Consider the following 15,370-nt stretch of genomic DNA (forward strand, 5'->3'; position numbering starts at 1 on the left):
GGAACCGGGAACGAGTAGAAGCCCTGCTCCTGCTTTCACTGGATTCTGGTTCCTGATCCCTGGTTCCTTGCCCCTATATAATCCCGGTCTGTCGAAATGAAGGCCGCCGCCTTGTCCAACACGCCCGAACCCGTGGTCTCCGAACTGATTGACCTGCTGTCGCTGGAGCGGCTGGAGGACAACCTGTTCCGTGGCCAGAGCCGTGATATCGGCACCAAATACGTGTTCGGTGGGCAGGTGCTGGGGCAGGCGCTGGCAGCAGCGCAGGCCACGGTCGAAAACGGCCGTCACGTGCACTCACTGCATGCCTACTTCCTGCGCGCCGGCAATATCGACCACCCCATCGTCTATGACGTTGACCGCACCCGCGATGGCGGCAGCTTCTCGGTGCGCCGGGTCACCGCCATCCAGCACGGCAAGGTGATCTTCTTCTGCGCGGCCTCGTTCCAGCAGGCCGAAAGCGGCGCCGAACACCAGCACAAGATGCCGGAAGTGCCGCAGCCCGAAGACATCGAGCCGCAACGCCCGCTGCCGGCCGATGTGTTGGAGCGGTTGCCGGTCAAGGTGCAACGCTGGCTTTCGCGCGGCGGCCCGTTCGAGTTCCGCCATGTCTACCCGCGTGATGAACTGAACCCGCCCAAGCGCCCGCCCTATCATCAGGTGTGGCTGCGCTTGAACGAGAAGATCGGCGACGCGCCGGAACTGCACCAGGCGCTGTTGGCCTATGCCTCCGATTTCCACCTGCTAGGCACGGCAACCTTCCCGCACGGCATCAGCTACTACCAGCCGCATGTGCAGATGGCCTCGCTGGACCACGCCATCTGGTTCCACCGCCCGTTCCGTGTTGATGATTGGCTGCTGTACTCGCTGGACAGCCCCAGCGCGCAGGATTCGCGCGGGCTGGCACGTGGCCAGTTCTACACCCGCAATGGCGTGCTGGTCGCCAGCACCGCGCAGGAAGGCCTGATCCGTGTGACCCCCGACGACAACCAAGCGAGCAAGGGCTGAACCATGCGCAAGATTTTCAGCAGCCAGCGCGTCGAGAACGCCGAAGGCGTTGCGCAGATCCTGCGTGATGCCGGCATCGAGGTGCGAGTGACCAATGGCCGCTCGTACCACAGCAAGCGGCGCGGCCAGTTCAGCTATACCGACAAGGTCAACAACGACAACCAACCCGCGGTCTGGGTGGTGCACGCCAACGACCAGCCGCGTGCGCGCGAAATCCTGCGCGACAAACGCCTGCTCGACACCACCCGCCGTGACCACCCCACCGCCGAATACGCCTTCCGCGATGCTCCCGCCGAAACCGGCACCGGCCGCAACTGGGCCTGGCGCATCCGCATCGCGCTGCTGGTGGTGATTGCCGGCGTGGCGCTGGTGATCATGCTGCGCCATCGCAACGCGCCCACGGCTGCCCAGGCCCCCGCCGCCGCACCGCAGGCGCAGCCGGCCGAGGCAGCGCCCGCCGCCGATGAATTCCGCGTGCGCATTGCGCCGCAGCCCACCACCCCGCCCCCCGCACCGACGCCTGCCTCGGGCAAGTAGACGGTCACATCCGGCGCCGGCCTCCGTCCTGCTTGGCAGTACCGTCCCGAAGGCCCGTCCGATGAGCTCCGAAACGCTGGAAATACTGCTGCAGAACGAGCTGCCTGCCGCCCGTAAGGGCTGCATGCAGTCCTACGGGCGCATCGTGGTGGCCTGCCAGAACACGGTGACCGCCATCGCCCTGGCCATCACCCGCGACGTGCACGCCAGCGAGGACATCGCCCAGGAAGCCTTCATCAAAGCCTGGCAGCAACTCACCCAGCTCAACAATGCCGCCAGCTTCCTGCCGTGGCTGCGGCAGATCACCCGCAACCTGGCCCGCGACTGGCTGCGCGCCAACCGCAACCGACCGCTCTCCGGCGAGGCTGCGGAAATCGCCATCAGCATGGCCGCCGATCCCTCGCCCAATGGCGTGGATGTGATGGCGCGGGTGGAAGAAGAACTGGTCGCCGAGGAAATCATCTCGGCCCTGCCCGAGGACAGCCGCGAAACACTGCTGCTGTACTACCGCGAAGGACAAAGTTCGCAGCAGGTGGCGATGCTGCTCGGCCTGAGCGATGCGGCCGTGCGCAAGCGGCTGTCGCGCGCACGCGCCAGCGTGAAGGAGGAAATGCTCAAGCGCTTTGGTGAATTTGCACGCAGCAGCGCACCCGGTGCGGCATTTGCCGCGTTCGTCAGCTCGGCGCTGATGCTGGCCGCACCCGGCACCGCCAGCGCGGTGATCCTGGGCACCAGCGCAGGGGTCGCAAGCACGGGTGTCGGCAAGCTGGGCATTGGCGGCCTTGGCGCCAGCACCGCCAGCAGCGGTGCGGCAGCGGGCACGCTGGGGGCGGTAATCAACAACTTGTTTCCCAATTCCTTTGCTGTCTGGGTGGTGCTGGGCTCGGTTGCGCTCGGTACCGGGGCCACCTACCTCTCCAATCTCTACCTGTTGAGCTATGCCGAGACGGCGGAGGAGAAGCGCGGCGTTCGGCGCTTCATGCGCTTGATCACCCTCAGCGCATTTGCGTTCTGCATCTGCACCATGGCCGGCGTCGCTCTGCGCATGGGCGTGATCGGCGGACTGGTGACGATGGCCGTGGGCATGATCGTTCTGAACTACCAGTATCTTGTGATCCTGCCCCCACTGATGGCGCCCATGCTCGCCCGCGACGCAGCACGCCATGGCCGCAACGGCCCCACCTGGGTTTACCAAAGCATGTTCGGGCGCAGTGCCATTGCCGTCACCTCGCTGATCGTGGTGGCAGTGGTGCTTTTCGTCCTGCTGCGGCACTGAAGCAGGCAAACAAAAACCCCCGCTGTTGCCAGCGGGGATGGTGTCGATCGGCGCCTCTCCGGAATTACTTCGCAGCCGGAGTCTGCGGCGTCATCGGGCCACGCGGACCGCGGTGATCACGATGACCGTCGTTGCGTGCGGCCTCCAGTTCGGCCGGGCTCAACTTGCCGTCCTTGTTGGTGTCGGCCTTGGCAAACCATTCGGCGCGACGCTGTTCGGCGCGGGCCTGGCGATCAGCCTGGTCGATGTAGCCGTCCTTGTTGACGTCCAGGCGGGCGAAGTTGGCCTGGTACTCGGCGGCACTGATGCGGCCATCGTGGTCGGTGTCCATGCCACGCATGAAGCCGCCATCGCGCTGCCCATGCATGCCGGCGTGACGACCGCCGCCATGACGTCCGCCGTGGCGCGGCTGCGGCATTTCCTCGCGCTGCAGCTTGCCGTCCTTGTTCTTGTCCAGTTCGTCAAAACGCTGCGCCAGTCGCGGATGCGCCGCTGCTTCCTGGCGGTCAACCACGCCGTCATTGTTGGCGTCCATGCGCGGCGCGGCCGGCTTCGGATCGGCCGGTGCAGCTGCAAAAGCCAGGCCGGTCGCCGAGGTGGCCAGCAGCATCGCCAGCAGGAGGAGAGGTTTGCGGTGGGTCTGGGTCATGGTGTGGCTCCGTGGTGAGACTGCGGACGCGGCATTGCGTCCTCGCTACGGTCAACGCGCCAGCCACCGAGCGGTTGACCTGTACACCGGCGATATTCATCGCGCAGACAGGCGCAGGTTTTGCGACGCACCGCCGCTATGCTGTGCGCATGGCAGCCCACGGTGACAACAACGACGAACTGCGCCTGTTCCAGACCGGCGAGCATCCCTGTGGCTATTGGCCGGAACGGCAGGCACGCGACCTGGTGCTGGATCCGCAGGACCGGCGCCTGGGCGCGCTGTATCCAATGGCCTTGACCTGGGGCTTCCGCCGCTCTGGCGATCTGGTCTACCGCCCGCACTGCGAAGGCTGCCGCGCCTGCGTGCCGGTGCGCATACCGGTGGCGCGTTTCAACCCGGACCGCAGCCAGCGCCGCTGCCTGGCCCACAACGCCGATCTGGACTACCGGATCCTGCCCGCCGAACGCACCGAGGAACAGTTCGCGCTGTACCAGCGCTACCTGCAGCACCGTCACCGCAACGGCGGCATGGATGACCACGGCCCGCACGAGTTCGATCAATTCCTGATCGGCAGCTGGTCGCATGGGCGTTTCATGGAGATCCGCACACCGGGCGCGGCCGGCAAGCGCGGGCAATTGCTGGCCGTTGCAGTCACCGATGTGACCGAGCAGGGCCTGTCGGCGGTGTATACCTTCTTCGACCCGGATCAGGCAAAGCGCGGCCTGGGCACCTACGCCATCCTGCAGCAGATCGCCTGGGCGCAGCGCAATGGCCTGCCGCATCTCTACCTGGGTTATTGGATCAACGGCCATCGCAAGATGGACTACAAACGGCGCTTCCATCCCTTGGAATATTTCGACGGCAAACGCTGGATGCCGGGCGGCCTGGACAACGATGATGGTTTCCCTTGAATGAGAACCCGCTCAATTGTGCCGCGCCTTGATGCATATTTAACCGCGATTTATGCAGAATGGCACGTCATCGCGCATCGTGGTGGCGCAAGGAAGTATCCATTCAACAGGAGCAATGCGTGAAGACCCAACTACTGATTCTGGCTGCAATTGGCACCCTCGCCCTGGCCGGCTGCAAGAAGGCCGAGACCCCGGCTGCCGATGCACCGGCAACCGCCGCCGCCGAGGTTACCCCGGCGCCGTCCACCGACACCGTCAAGGCCGGCACCGGCGTCCCCGAATGCGACCAGTACCTGGAAAAGGTCTACGCCTGCATCAGCGACAAGGTCCCCGAGGCCCAGCGCGACATGATGAAGCAGGGCATCGAGCAGTCGCGCAGCGCCTGGGCGGGCGTGACCGACAAGACCGAACTGGCCAACCAGTGCAAGACCGCGCTGGAGCAGGCCAAGACCACCTTCGGCGCGATGGGCTGCAAGTTCTAAGCAACCGCATCGCGTTGTGCATGGGCGCCCCGCTTGCGGGGCGTCCGTGTTTTCGCCTCTCCGTCATGGGGACGTGAGAAAATGGTCGCATGCGCATATCAACCCTACTCGCCCCGATGACCCTGCTGCTGGCAGCCTGTTCCACTTCCCCCAGCGGCAGCGCCGCCGCCCCGGAGCAACTCCGGCTGGCCACCTACAACACCTCGCTGTACTCCGATGAGGAAGGCGGCCTGATCCGCGAACTGCAAGGCGACAGCGCGCATGCGCGCAAGATCGCCGCAGTGCTGCAGCAGACACGCCCGGACCTGGTCCTGCTCAACGAATTCGATTTCGACGACGCCCACAGCGCCGCCGACCTGTTCCAGCAACGCTATCTGGAAGTGGCCCAGCCCGGTGGCGGCGAACCCCTGAAATATCCTTACCGCTACCTGGCCCCGGTCAATACCGGCGTGCCCAGCGGCCTGGATCTGGACAACAACGGCAGCGTCGGCGGCAAGGGCCGCGAGCGCGGCAACGATGCCTGGGGCTACGGCCTGCACCCGGGCCAGTACGGCATGCTGGTGCTGTCCCGGTACCCCATCGATGAAGCCGCCGTACGCACCTTCCAGTTGTTGAAGTGGAGCAGCCTGCCCGGCGCGCTGCGCCCGGTCGACCCGACCACCGGCAAGTCGTTCTGGCCGGACGCGGTATGGTCGCAGCTGCGCTTGTCCTCCAAATCGCATTGGGACGTGCCGGTGCGCACGCCGCTGGGCACCGTGCATGTACTGGCCTCGCACCCCACCCCGCCCGTGTTCGATGGCAAGGAAAAGCGCAACGTCGCGCGCAACCACGACGAACTGCGGCTGTGGAAGGAATACCTGGACGGCGGCGACAAGCCATGGCTGTGCGACGACAAGGGTACCTGCGGCGGCCTGGCTGACGACGCGCGCTTCGTCATCGTCGGCGATCTGAACAATGACCCCGCCGATGGCGACGGCCGCCACGACGCCATCCTCGAACTGCTGGAGCACCCGCGTGTGCTGCGCTACCCAACCCCGACCAGCATTGGCGCCGAGCAGACCAGCCTGGCCTATGCCGAAAAGGGCATCGTTCGCCGCGGCGCTCCGCAGCACGCCACCGGCGACTTCGGCCCGCGCTCGGGCACGATGCGGTTGGACTATGTGCTGCCCTCCAGCGGCCTGGGCTACATCGGCAGTGGCGTGTTCTGGCCTGCCAATGAAAGCCCGGAGGCGAAGATCGCCGATGGCAGCGACCACCATCTTGTCTGGGTGGATGTGCGCTGAAAAAAACGCCGGCTAAGCCGGCGTTTTTTTTTGCTTCTGGATTTTGTGGGAGCGGTGTAAACCGCGAAGCTGATGGATCATCAGATCACAGAAACCACTGCACTCCAGCGATGCGAGCTTCGCGACCAACTTTGCTACCACAAAGCAATGGCGACCCGCGCATGTAGGGGCGGCGTCAGTCGCGAAGCAGAAGCATCATCAGATGGCGATGCGCCTGTCTGCGCCAGCAATGCCAGCTTCGCGGCTCACGCCGCTCCTACAAGCTGACAACGCGCTCACGTGTAGGAGCGGCGTCAGCCATGAAGCTGCACCAGCAAGAGCGGTGAAGCTCCCCCTCCCCAACCCTCCCCTGGCCTTCGGCAAAGCGAGGGAGCAGAGCGCTCAGCGCAGTTCAATTCCAATGGCCGCTGCGGCATCACGCGCAATCGCACGCGCCTGATCCACATCAGCTGCGCGGGCCAGGGTTACGCCGACGCGGCGCTGGCCCTGCACCATCGGCTTGCCGAACAGGCGCAGTGCCGAATCCGGATGGATCAGTGCCTCAGCCACATTGCTGAAGAACGGCACGCCATTGCCCTGTGCCAGCATCGCGCACGACGCCGACGCACCGTTGTGGCGGATGGTCGGGATCGGCAGCCCGAGGATGGCGCGCGCATGCAATGCGAACTCGCTCAGTTCCTGCGACACCAGCGTGACCAGCCCGGTATCGTGCGGGCGCGGTGAGACTTCACTGAACCACACCGCATCGCCCTTCACGAACAGCTCCACGCCGAACAGGCCCCAACCGCCGAGGTCATCGGTGATGGCGCGGGCAATCTGCTGCGCGCCTTCCAGTGCCTTGGCCGACATCGCCTGCGGCTGCCAGCTTTCACGGTAATCGCCGTCCTTCTGCAGATGGCCGACCGGATCGCAGAACGCGGTGCCGCCGGCATGGCGCACGGTCAGCAGGGTGATCTCGTAATCGAAATCGATGAAGCCCTCGACGATGCAGCGACCGGCACCGGCACGGCCGCCGGTCTGCGCGTATTCCCAGGCCGGACCGATGTCGGCCTCATTGCGCAGCGTGCTCTGGCCTTTGCCCGAAGACGACATTACCGGCTTGACCACGCACGGCAGGCCGATCGCGGCAACAGCGTCTCGGTACTCGGCTTCGGTATCGACGAAGCGATACGGCGAGGTCGGCAGGCCCAGGGTTTCCGCTGCGAGACGGCGGATGCCTTCTCGGTCCATGGTCAGGCGCGCAGCGCGCGCGGTCGGGATGACCCGCAGGCCCTGCTCGGCCTCCAGCTGCACCAGGGTTTCGGTGTGGATGGCCTCGATCTCGGGCACCACCAGATGCGGCTGCTCCTGCGCGATCAACGCCTTCAGCGCGGCCGGGTCCAGCATGTCCAGCACATGGCTGCGATGGGCGACCTGCATGGCCGGGGCATTGGCATAGCGGTCGGCGGCAATCACCTCCACCCCGAAACGCTGCAGCTCGATGGCCACCTCCTTGCCCAGTTCGCCCGAACCAAGCAGCAGCACACGGGTAGCGGACGGGGACAACGGGGTACCGAGGGTGATCATCAGGCGGGTCCGGAAGGGCGATGAAGAGGGTGCCTATTCTAGGCAAGCCGGCCCGGCAAGGGGTGGCCGACGGCCCCGTCACCACGTGGGGTCGTAGCCCGGGTAAGCAAAGCGCACCCGCGGATTCACCGCGATGACATCTGGCGCTGACGCCGGGGGATGCCCCGTGTGCGCTGCGCTTACCCGGGCTACTGGGCCTGGCCGGAAGCCGATTGTCAGAACCGCTTGCATGTTGATATCAATTTGATATCTTCCATCTCAACCACCACGGAAGATGTGCCATGAAAGAGAAGTCCATCGGTTCCATGTCCGGCATCCCCACCCTGCTCGGTACGCTCGTGATGATGCTGGTCGGTGCGGTCGCCATCGTCGCGGCAATCGTCGTCACCAAGAACGGCACTGGCGGCGGCGGGCTGCTGGTCCTGGCCGGCATCGTGCTGGTCACCGTGGGCATCTTCCTCAGCGCCGGCCTGTACATGGTGCAGCCCAACCAGGCGGCGGTAATCAGCCTGTTCGGCAAGTATGTGGGTACGGTCAAGGACAACGGCCTGCGCTGGAACAACCCCTTCTACAGCAAGCGCACCGTCAGCCAGCGCGTACGCAACTTCGAAAGCGGCAAGCTCAAGGTCAATGAACTGGATGGTTCGCCCATCGAAATTGCCGCGGTCATCGTCTGGCAGGTGGTTGATGCTTCTGAAGCCGTCTACAACGTCGACGACTACGAAAGCTTCGTGCACATCCAGTCCGAATCGGCGCTGCGTGCGATGGCCACCAGCTATCCCTACGACCAGCACACCGAAGGCCAGCTTGCCCTGCGCAGCCATGCCGCCGAGATCTCCCAGCACCTGAAGGACGAACTGGCCGAGCGCCTGGCCGATGCCGGTGTGCAGGTGCTCGACGCACGCATCAGCCACCTCGCCTATGCGCCGGAAATCGCCCAGGCCATGCTGCAGCGCCAGCAGGCCAGCGCGGTGATCGCCGCACGTACGCAGATCGTCGCCGGCGCTGTCGGCATGGTCGAAATGGCGCTGCTGGAACTGCAGAAGAACGCCGTCGTCACCCTGGACGAGGAGCGCAAGGCGCACATGGTCAGCAACCTGTTGACCGTCCTGTGCTCGGACCGTGGCACCCAGCCGATCGTCAATGCCGGTTCGCTGTACTGAACAACGTAGTGAGGTAATCGTAGTGAATGTCTTCGCCCCCCTGATCATTGCCGCCACCGGCATCCCCGCACTGTGTTTCGCCGTATGGAGCGGACGCCCCGGCACCGCGCACGCGCGCGGCATGGGACTGCGCTGGGCCTTGATCGCGCTGTGCATGTTCGTGGCGGCCACCGGCGTCTACCTGGCCGGTGACAACCGCAACGTCGCCTACGGCGTTGTCATCGCGCTGGTGGTCGCGGTCAATGCGCTGGGCATCTCGCTGCTGCTGCATCTGCGTCGCGGCAACAACGGAGCACCCCGCCGGTGAGCGAGAAGAAGGCCTATCCGCTGCGCATCAACGCTGATGTTCTGGCCGCGACCCAGCGCTGGGCCGATGACGAACTGCGCAGCCTCAACGCGCAGATCGAGTATGTGATCCGCGACGCCCTGCGCAAGGCCGGGCGCCTGCCCACCCCCAAAGCTGATGACAAGGAAGAACAATGAGCAAGCGCTGGCAGTACCTCACCGTCGAACTTTCTCCGTCCATGCTCAAGGGCGGCCCGGCCAGCGACAAGCTGCAGGCCGAGCTGACCAAGCAGGGCAACCTTGGCTGGGAACTGGTCAACATGGTGCACTACGGGCAATTCGCACCGGCAATGCTGATCTTCAAGAAGGAGCAGTGATGAAAGCGCCGCGTGCATGGATCACAGCACTTGCACTGCTGGCGGCGGCAACCGCCAACGCCGCCGAGGCACCGGCCACACTGGCAGGCCGCCTGCTTGATCAACTCGATGCCGGGCAATACGCGGCCGCCGAAGCCAGCTTCTCGCCACAGATGAAAGCTGCAGTGCCGGCCGACAAACTCAAGGCGGTGTGGCAGTCATTGCCCGCACAGATGGGCGCGGCAGGCCCGCGCGGCACCGCGGTAACCAGCGAAGCGGACGGCTTCCGCATCGTCGTCATTCCGCTGCAGTACGCCAATGGCAGCCTGCAGGCCCGCATCGCACTGGACAAGGATGACAAGGTTGCCGGCTTCCTGGTACAGCCTGCCGCCGCGCCGCCGGCACCCGTACCGGCCGCCGATGCCCGCTATATCGAGAAGGATTTCAGCGTACCTGCCAGCGGCAGCGCGAGCGCCGCCCTGCCCGGCACGCTGACCTTGCCCAAGGGCAAGGGCCCCTTCCCCGCCATCGTGCTGGTACACGGCTCCGGGCCGCAGGACCGCGATGAAAGCATCGGCCCGAATCGTCCCTTCCTCGACATCGCGCGCGGCCTGGCCGCGCAGGGCATCGCCGTGCTGCGTTACGAAAAACGCAGCCATGCGCGCCCGCAGGATTTCAAGACGACTTTCAGCATCGATGATGAAACAACGGACGATGCCGTGGCCGCAGTGCGTGCGCTGGCCGCTACAGCGGATATCGATCCCAAGCATCTCTACCTGCTCGGCCATAGCCAGGGCGGACTGCTGGCCGGCCGCATTGCCAAGGCCGCCAACGGCACGCTGGCGGGGTTGGTGCTGCTTGCTGCACCGGCACGCCCCATCCTCGATCTGCTGGCCGAACAGAACCGCTACATGGCCAATCTCGATGGCAGCGTCAGCACCGACGAACAGGCGCAGCTGGCAGCGCTGGATGCCGCCATTGCTGCCGTGCGTGCCGATCCAGACGCACGGCTGATGGAGGTCCCCGGCCGCTTCTGGCAGCAGTTGGAACAGGTCGACCCGATTGCCGATGCGCGCGACAGCCAACTGCCCATCTTGCTGCTGCAGGGCGGCCGTGACTTCCAGGTGGTTGACACCGATTGGCAGCGATGGAACCAGGGCCTGAAAGGCAAGCATTACCGCTTCCGGCACTACCCCGCACTCAATCACCTCGGAATCGCCGGTGAAGGCAAGGGTTCGCTGCAGGAATATGCACGCCCCGGCCATGTCGATGCCGCGCTGATCAACGACATCGCTCAGTGGATCAAGGCACAGCCGTGAGCAGCCGCAGCAACGCCAGCGCATCCTCATCGGCAGCGTTCAAGGTCGCTGCGCCAACCAGCTCGCTGCTGTTCTGGCTATGGGCGCCGATGCTGCTGGTACTCAGCATCGACCCCTTGATCAGGCTGTTCGCAGGCAAGCTGCCGTTCGAGGCGGCATTCAATTCCTGGGGTGGCTGGCTGGTGCTGCCGCTGGTCGGCATCGCCTTGACCCTGGCGTATCGCCGCCGCGAACTACGCGTGGAACCGCAGCAACTGACCATCGCCGCCACCTTGTACACGCGGCGCGTGCCGCTGAGTTCGATGTGGCTGGATCGTGCGCGCATCGTCAACTTCGCCGAGAACCCCGACTTCAAGCCCGGCATGAAATCCAACGGCCTCCAGTTCCCGGGGTTTCGCGCCGGCCACTTCCATATGAAGGGTGGCGGCAAGTGTTTCTGCCTGATCACCGATGACAGCCGCGTGCTGGTCATTCCGCTGCGCGACGGCAACAGCGTGCTGGTCAGCCCCGAGCAGCCGCGCGCACTGCTGGATGAACTCAGGCGACTGGCCGGCAACGGCGCGCGGGCCTAAGCTGCGCCTATGCGCAACGCCCCCCATATCCTGCTCAACACCCCCGACATCGAAATCTGGCCGGGCGGCCTGCTGCGTGCACGCAGCAGCGACGATGCCCGCATTCTCGCTCGCGCAAGCCATGTGCTGCGACGCAAGCGCGACGGCCGCTATCTGGCCGCGCAGCTGCGCGGCGGGCTGATGCCGCTGGTGAACCGGTTGGCAGACGAACCCGGCATCGACTTCGCATTGACCGCACTCGACACCCTGCGTACCCAACCCGCACGCATTCCGCCGCCAGCGGGTACGCTGCCGCTGCTGCAATTGCACCTGCATCTGCAGCAGCTGGACCTGGATGCCGATGCCTATGCCGAACAGACCGGCCTGCCGCTGGTCGCCGAACCTGCGCATCTGCACCTCGCCGGCTTTGATCGCTACCGCCGTCCACTCTGGCTGACGGCCGCTGCAGCGCGCGGCTGGCAGCGCATACAGCAGGCCGCTGCCATCGACGGCGTGGCACTGGATGCGATCTCCGGCTACCGCAGCCACGCCTATCAACTCGGCATTTTTGAACGCAAGCTGGCACGTGGCCTGCGCGTGGACGAGATCCTCACCGTCAACGCCGCCCCCGGCTACAGCGAGCACCACGGCGGCGATGCGCTGGACATCAGCACGCCCGGCGAACCGCCGGCCGAAGAATCCTTCGAGCACACCGCCGGGTTTGCCTGGCTACAGCAGCATGCAGCGCGGTTCGGTTTCCACATGAGCTACCCGCGCGACAACCCGCACGGCATCGTCTACGAGCCCTGGCATTGGTGTTACCGCCGCGCGGAAGCGTTGTTGTAGGAGCGGCGTAAGCCGCGAAGCTGACGATAATCGAACCGCCACTTGAGTCCCGCTGATTCCGCGCCGGACAACACACAAGTGCAGGTTTGTGCGCAAAGGCATCACCTCCTGCTCTGAAACTCCATCAGCTTCGCGGCTTACGCCGCTCCTACAAACAACAGCGCACGCCGGCGCTTGTGGGAGCGGCATAAGCCGCGAAGCTGACGATAATCGAACCACCACTTGAGCCCCGCTGATTCCGCGCCGGAAAACACACAAGTGCAGGTTTGTGCACGCAGGCATCACCTCCTGCGCTGAAGCTCCATCAGCCTCGCGGCTTACGCCGCTCCTACAAACAACAGCGCACGCCGGCGCTTGTGGGAGCGGCGTAAGCCGTGAAGCTGACGATAATCGAACCACCACTTGAGCCCCGCTGATTCCGCGCCGGAAAACACACAAGTGCAGGTTTGTGCGCGCAGGCATCACCTCATGCGCTGGAGCTGCATCGACTTCGCGGCTTACGCCGCTCCTGCAAAACAGCGGTGCGCGGCGGTCATGGGCTCAGTCCTGCGAGCGGTTGGTCTTTTGTTTGGGCTCGGTGCTGAAATCGGCGATGCGCCACAGATAGAGGCTGGCCCAGGTCCGGTATGGGCCCCAACGCTCACCGCGCTCGGCCAGGGCCTTGGGGGTCAGCATGGTCTCACCGCCATCAACACGTTGGGCACCCTTGCGGATGCCGAGGTCGTCCACCGGCAGGATGTCCGGCCGCCCAAGCCGGAACATCAGCATCATCTCCACGGTCCAGCGACCAATCCCGCGCACCGGCAGCCAGGCATCAACGATGGCGTGGTGATCCATCAGCGCCATCTGCCGCAGGTTAGGCAATTCGCCCGCGGCCTCGCGCCGCGTCAGGTCGCGCAATGCCAGCGCCTTGTTGCCGGAGACGCCGCAGGTGCGCAGCGCGGCATCGTCAATCAGATCCAGGCTGGCCGCATGCAGGCGCTTGCTGCCAATCGCCGTTTCCACCCGCCCGACGATGGTCGAGGCAGCCTTGCCACTGAGCTGTTGGAACAGGATAGCCCGTGCCAATGCATCCACCGGATCGAAGCGACGGGCCCAGCCTTCCGGGGCAGGCAATGGCCCTACGCGGCGCATCCAGCTGGCCAGGCGCTTATCTACCCGCTGCAGATGCGTCTGCGCCGCATCGATATCGAAACCGCGGCCGTAACGGGGCATGGCTCAGCGACGCAGCGCGCTGAGTGCCAGCAGCACCCAGCCGCCCATCAAGGTCATGCCACCGGCGGGCGCCAAGGTGGTCGGCCACTGCATCAGCACATTGCCTGCCAGGCTGCCGGAGAACAGCAACGTCCCCACCAGCAACACATACAGCGCGCCGCGCCCGAGCTGGTTCAACGAGGCCGCGCCAAGACACACCAGCACGACGCCATGGCCGAAGGCATACAGCGCCGCCGTGTTCAGATGCGACTGCGCCAGCGCATCGCTCACACCATGCGACGCATAGGCCGAAAGCCCGACCGCCGCCGCTGCCAGCAGGCCGCCACAGAACGCAAGAAACGAGGGCTTACGCATCCGCCGTTCCACTCCCAACATGTCGTTCTCCCATCAATCCAACCCGCACCACCAGCCCAAAAAAAAACGCGCCGCTGGAAGCGGCGCGTTTCTTCGATCAGATCATCGTCAACAACCGATGATTACTTGACCGCCCAGTAGAGGTCGTAGGAACCATCCGTGGTGAAGGCCTTGGCCACACCACCCTTCCACGACTCATACGGACGATCAACAACTTCGTTGCCGGTGGTGGTTGCCCATGCACGCAGGCCGTTGCGGGCCAGGTCCAGGCCAGCCATGTGACCGGTGTAGGAAGCAAACGCCGAGCGGTGCGCCGGAGCATGCACGTAGGTCACCGGGTTGCCCGCGGGGATCTTGACGGTCAGTTCGGCAGCGTCGCCAGCAGCAACCGGTGCAGCGGCAACAGCCGGAGCGGCAGCTTCGCCGTCCTTCTTGTCAGCAGCCTTGTCGGCAGCCGGAGCAGCAGTGCCCTTGCGAACCGGCAGCGCCACGTCGAAGGCGTACTTCTCAGCACCGAAATCGGTGGTGACGATACGCACAGGACCGGCAGCGACCAGACCATTGGCATCCATCGTGCGCTTGATCCATTCCATGTTGTCGTCGATCGACTTCTGGATGGCATCGTTGTTGCGGTCGATGTTGCCGGCGTTGACCACCAGCAGGTTTTCAGCCGGCACCTGGATGACCTTCAGGTCGACCAGCGGCGCTTCCGGAGCGGCGTAGTCAACGTTCGGCACCGAGGCCAGCATGTTGGCCATGCGCGACAGACCCAGCTTCAGGTCGTCACCGATGTGACGGCTGACGTACAAGCCGGCGTAACGACCAAACAGGTCGAAACCGTACTTGACGCTGTAGTCCTGGGTGATCTTGACGTTGCGGTCGTTCTTGCCGGTCGGCTCGAGCGTGAACGAGGTGACCTTGTCGGTACCGCGCGTTGCATCATCAATGGCGATCACGACGCGCTTGTTCTTCTCGCTATCGGTGATCTCCCAGCTGCCCTGGCCCATGTCCTTGGAGACGTAGTCCATGCGTGCGCCCTTGCCGGCATCCGGACCGCTGAACTTCAGCTCGATGGCCTTGTCGCGCAGCACGAGCGGATTCCAATCCTTGAAGCGGCGCAGGCTGTTCACCGTGTCATACACGATGGTCATCTTGCGATTGGTTTCGATGCTTTCAGTGATATGGCGCTCGCCCGGCAGACACACGCCAATGAGGACAAACAGGCCAGCCACGATCCCCAAAGCGATCAGGAACTCGATAATACGGGTCATTCAGGAGTCTCCGGGGCCGATCCCACGGCCGGGTTGATTGAAGGGAAGCCCCCATCCTATCAGGGTTTCCGCAGGTTGTTCAGCACATTTGGCGCACCGGTTTCCATTACCAGAACGCGCTATCTCCGCGCCAGCTCGCAGGGTAGCGTATCAACCACCAACCCTACGCGACTTCAGCCGATAGCTTGGGCCGCATCCGGCCCACAAGCCGTCTATTTTCCACCTTGTCTGGTGCCCAACACCAGACCTGCCGGCATCTTTTTCGCATTCGGGCAGCGTATTCATCCAGGCCTGGGCA

General features: G+C 64.8%; 18 protein-coding genes. 13 read left to right on the forward strand and 5 right to left on the reverse strand.

The genetic code is table 11. The annotated features are described in order from the left end of the window. Positions 1–96 precede the first annotated feature (96 nt). From tesB to BCV67_RS03865, 3 genes are all read left to right on the forward strand, one after another. On the forward strand, positions 97–1,008 hold the full coding sequence (gene tesB / locus BCV67_RS03855; protein WP_062166555.1) for an acyl-CoA thioesterase II: 912 nt from the start codon (positions 97–99) through the stop codon (positions 1,006–1,008). A gap of 3 nt (positions 1,009–1,011) precedes the next feature. Further along, positions 1,012–1,545 (forward strand): hypothetical protein, encoded by a 534-nt coding sequence (locus BCV67_RS03860; protein ID WP_062166556.1) that lies wholly within the window; start codon positions 1,012–1,014, stop codon positions 1,543–1,545. A 61-nt stretch (positions 1,546–1,606) separates the two neighbouring features. Further along, on the forward strand, positions 1,607–2,821 hold the full coding sequence (locus tag BCV67_RS03865) for an RNA polymerase sigma factor (RefSeq protein ID WP_062166557.1): 1,215 nt from the start codon (positions 1,607–1,609) through the stop codon (positions 2,819–2,821). A 64-nt stretch (positions 2,822–2,885) separates the two neighbouring features. Here BCV67_RS03865 and BCV67_RS03870 read toward each other — a convergent pair whose 3' ends face one another. Next, positions 2,886–3,470 (reverse strand): EF-hand domain-containing protein, encoded by a 585-nt coding sequence (locus BCV67_RS03870; RefSeq protein WP_062166558.1) that lies wholly within the window; start codon positions 3,468–3,470, stop codon positions 2,886–2,888. Positions 3,471–3,619: 149 nt separating this feature from the next. On the opposite strand from BCV67_RS03870, the gene BCV67_RS03875 reads away from it, so the two are divergent. The 3 genes from BCV67_RS03875 to BCV67_RS03885 all read left to right on the forward strand — a co-directional run bounded on the left by BCV67_RS03875 (position 3,620) and on the right by BCV67_RS03885 (position 6,146). Then, positions 3,620–4,381 (forward strand): arginyltransferase, encoded by a 762-nt coding sequence (locus tag BCV67_RS03875; RefSeq protein WP_062166559.1) that lies wholly within the window; start codon positions 3,620–3,622, stop codon positions 4,379–4,381. Between the two features lie 119 nt (positions 4,382–4,500). After that, positions 4,501–4,863, forward strand: a complete 363-nt coding sequence (locus BCV67_RS03880; protein ID WP_065868032.1) for a hypothetical protein — start codon at positions 4,501–4,503, stop codon at positions 4,861–4,863. A gap of 89 nt (positions 4,864–4,952) precedes the next feature. Next, the gene (locus tag BCV67_RS03885) at positions 4,953–6,146 is read left to right on the forward strand and encodes an endonuclease/exonuclease/phosphatase family protein (RefSeq protein ID WP_062166561.1); all 1,194 of its coding nucleotides are present in this window, start codon (positions 4,953–4,955) and stop codon (positions 6,144–6,146) included. Between the two features lie 381 nt (positions 6,147–6,527). Here the strand turns inward: BCV67_RS03885 and purT are convergent, their stop codons facing one another. After that, positions 6,528–7,712 carry a formate-dependent phosphoribosylglycinamide formyltransferase gene (gene purT, locus BCV67_RS03890; protein WP_062166562.1) on the reverse strand — a complete coding sequence of 395 codons (1,185 nt, stop codon included), beginning with the start codon at positions 7,710–7,712 and terminating at the stop codon, positions 6,528–6,530. Positions 7,713–7,993: 281 nt separating this feature from the next. Between purT and BCV67_RS03895 the strand changes: the two genes are divergently transcribed. From BCV67_RS03895 to BCV67_RS03925, 7 genes are read left to right on the forward strand one after another with little or no spacing between them, the layout of a single operon-like run. Next, positions 7,994–8,875: an SPFH domain-containing protein gene (locus BCV67_RS03895; RefSeq protein ID WP_062166563.1), complete on the forward strand. Its 882-nt coding sequence runs from the start codon at positions 7,994–7,996 to the stop codon at positions 8,873–8,875. A 22-nt stretch (positions 8,876–8,897) separates the two neighbouring features. Beyond that, positions 8,898–9,182 (forward strand): hypothetical protein, encoded by a 285-nt coding sequence (locus tag BCV67_RS03900; RefSeq protein ID WP_062166564.1) that lies wholly within the window; start codon positions 8,898–8,900, stop codon positions 9,180–9,182. After that, positions 9,179–9,358 carry a hypothetical protein gene (locus BCV67_RS03905; protein WP_062166565.1) on the forward strand — a complete coding sequence of 60 codons (180 nt, stop codon included), beginning with the start codon at positions 9,179–9,181 and terminating at the stop codon, positions 9,356–9,358. Before BCV67_RS03900 ends, BCV67_RS03905 begins: the two co-directional genes overlap by 4 nt. Further along, on the forward strand, positions 9,355–9,537 hold the full coding sequence (locus tag BCV67_RS03910; protein ID WP_057630131.1) for a DUF4177 domain-containing protein: 183 nt from the start codon (positions 9,355–9,357) through the stop codon (positions 9,535–9,537). The genes BCV67_RS03905 and BCV67_RS03910 overlap by 4 nt, the downstream gene beginning before the upstream one ends. Next, positions 9,537–10,835 carry an alpha/beta hydrolase gene (locus BCV67_RS03915; RefSeq protein ID WP_062166566.1) on the forward strand — a complete coding sequence of 433 codons (1,299 nt, stop codon included), beginning with the start codon at positions 9,537–9,539 and terminating at the stop codon, positions 10,833–10,835. The genes BCV67_RS03910 and BCV67_RS03915 overlap by 1 nt, the downstream gene beginning before the upstream one ends. Next, a complete protein-coding gene (locus BCV67_RS03920) occupies positions 10,832–11,407 on the forward strand; it encodes a PH domain-containing protein (protein ID WP_065868033.1) in 576 nt (191 codons plus the stop codon). The genes BCV67_RS03915 and BCV67_RS03920 overlap by 4 nt, the downstream gene beginning before the upstream one ends. Positions 11,408–11,416: 9 nt before the next feature. After that, positions 11,417–12,232, forward strand: coding sequence for a M15 family metallopeptidase (locus BCV67_RS03925; protein WP_065868034.1), 816 nt, complete (start codon positions 11,417–11,419; stop codon positions 12,230–12,232). A 540-nt stretch (positions 12,233–12,772) separates the two neighbouring features. On the opposite strand, the gene BCV67_RS03930 is transcribed toward BCV67_RS03925, so the two are convergent. From BCV67_RS03930 to BCV67_RS03940, 3 genes are all read right to left on the reverse strand, one after another. Next, complete coding sequence (locus BCV67_RS03930; protein WP_062166568.1) at positions 12,773–13,447, reverse strand: DNA-3-methyladenine glycosylase family protein; 675 nt, start codon at positions 13,445–13,447, stop codon at positions 12,773–12,775. 3 nt (positions 13,448–13,450) lie between these two features. Beyond that, positions 13,451–13,822, reverse strand: coding sequence for a DUF423 domain-containing protein (locus BCV67_RS03935; RefSeq protein WP_062166569.1), 372 nt, complete (start codon positions 13,820–13,822; stop codon positions 13,451–13,453). A 101-nt stretch (positions 13,823–13,923) separates the two neighbouring features. Beyond that, on the reverse strand, positions 13,924–15,072 hold the full coding sequence (locus tag BCV67_RS03940; protein WP_062166570.1) for an SRPBCC family protein: 1,149 nt from the start codon (positions 15,070–15,072) through the stop codon (positions 13,924–13,926). Between the last annotated feature and the right edge of the window lie 298 nt (positions 15,073–15,370).

It is taken from the genome of Stenotrophomonas nitritireducens, from assembly GCF_001700965.1.
GTDB classification, from domain to species: domain Bacteria; phylum Pseudomonadota; class Gammaproteobacteria; order Xanthomonadales; family Xanthomonadaceae; genus Stenotrophomonas; species Stenotrophomonas nitritireducens_A.

Bases quoted from the DNA above. Each gene is read 5' to 3' on its own strand.
- tesB (WP_062166555.1), top strand. From the start codon at position 97: ATGAAGGCCGCCGCCTTGTCCAACACGCCCGAACCCGTGGTCTCCGAA.
- BCV67_RS03860 (WP_062166556.1), top strand. From the start codon at position 1,012: ATGCGCAAGATTTTCAGCAGCCAGCGCGTCGAGAACGCCGAAGGCGTT.
- BCV67_RS03865 (WP_062166557.1), top strand. From the start codon at position 1,607: ATGAGCTCCGAAACGCTGGAAATACTGCTGCAGAACGAGCTGCCTGCC.
- BCV67_RS03870 (WP_062166558.1), bottom strand. From the start codon at position 3,470: ATGACCCAGACCCACCGCAAACCTCTCCTCCTGCTGGCGATGCTGCTG.
- BCV67_RS03875 (WP_062166559.1), top strand. From the start codon at position 3,620: ATGGCAGCCCACGGTGACAACAACGACGAACTGCGCCTGTTCCAGACC.
- BCV67_RS03885 (WP_062166561.1), top strand. From the start codon at position 4,953: ATGCGCATATCAACCCTACTCGCCCCGATGACCCTGCTGCTGGCAGCC.
- purT (WP_062166562.1), bottom strand. From the start codon at position 7,712: ATGATCACCCTCGGTACCCCGTTGTCCCCGTCCGCTACCCGTGTGCTG.
- BCV67_RS03895 (WP_062166563.1), top strand. From the start codon at position 7,994: ATGAAAGAGAAGTCCATCGGTTCCATGTCCGGCATCCCCACCCTGCTC.
- BCV67_RS03910 (WP_057630131.1), top strand. From the start codon at position 9,355: ATGAGCAAGCGCTGGCAGTACCTCACCGTCGAACTTTCTCCGTCCATG.
- BCV67_RS03915 (WP_062166566.1), top strand. From the start codon at position 9,537: ATGAAAGCGCCGCGTGCATGGATCACAGCACTTGCACTGCTGGCGGCG.
- BCV67_RS03925 (WP_065868034.1), top strand. From the start codon at position 11,417: ATGCGCAACGCCCCCCATATCCTGCTCAACACCCCCGACATCGAAATC.
- BCV67_RS03930 (WP_062166568.1), bottom strand. From the start codon at position 13,447: ATGCCCCGTTACGGCCGCGGTTTCGATATCGATGCGGCGCAGACGCAT.
- BCV67_RS03935 (WP_062166569.1), bottom strand. From the start codon at position 13,822: ATGTTGGGAGTGGAACGGCGGATGCGTAAGCCCTCGTTTCTTGCGTTC.
- BCV67_RS03940 (WP_062166570.1), bottom strand. From the start codon at position 15,072: ATGACCCGTATTATCGAGTTCCTGATCGCTTTGGGGATCGTGGCTGGC.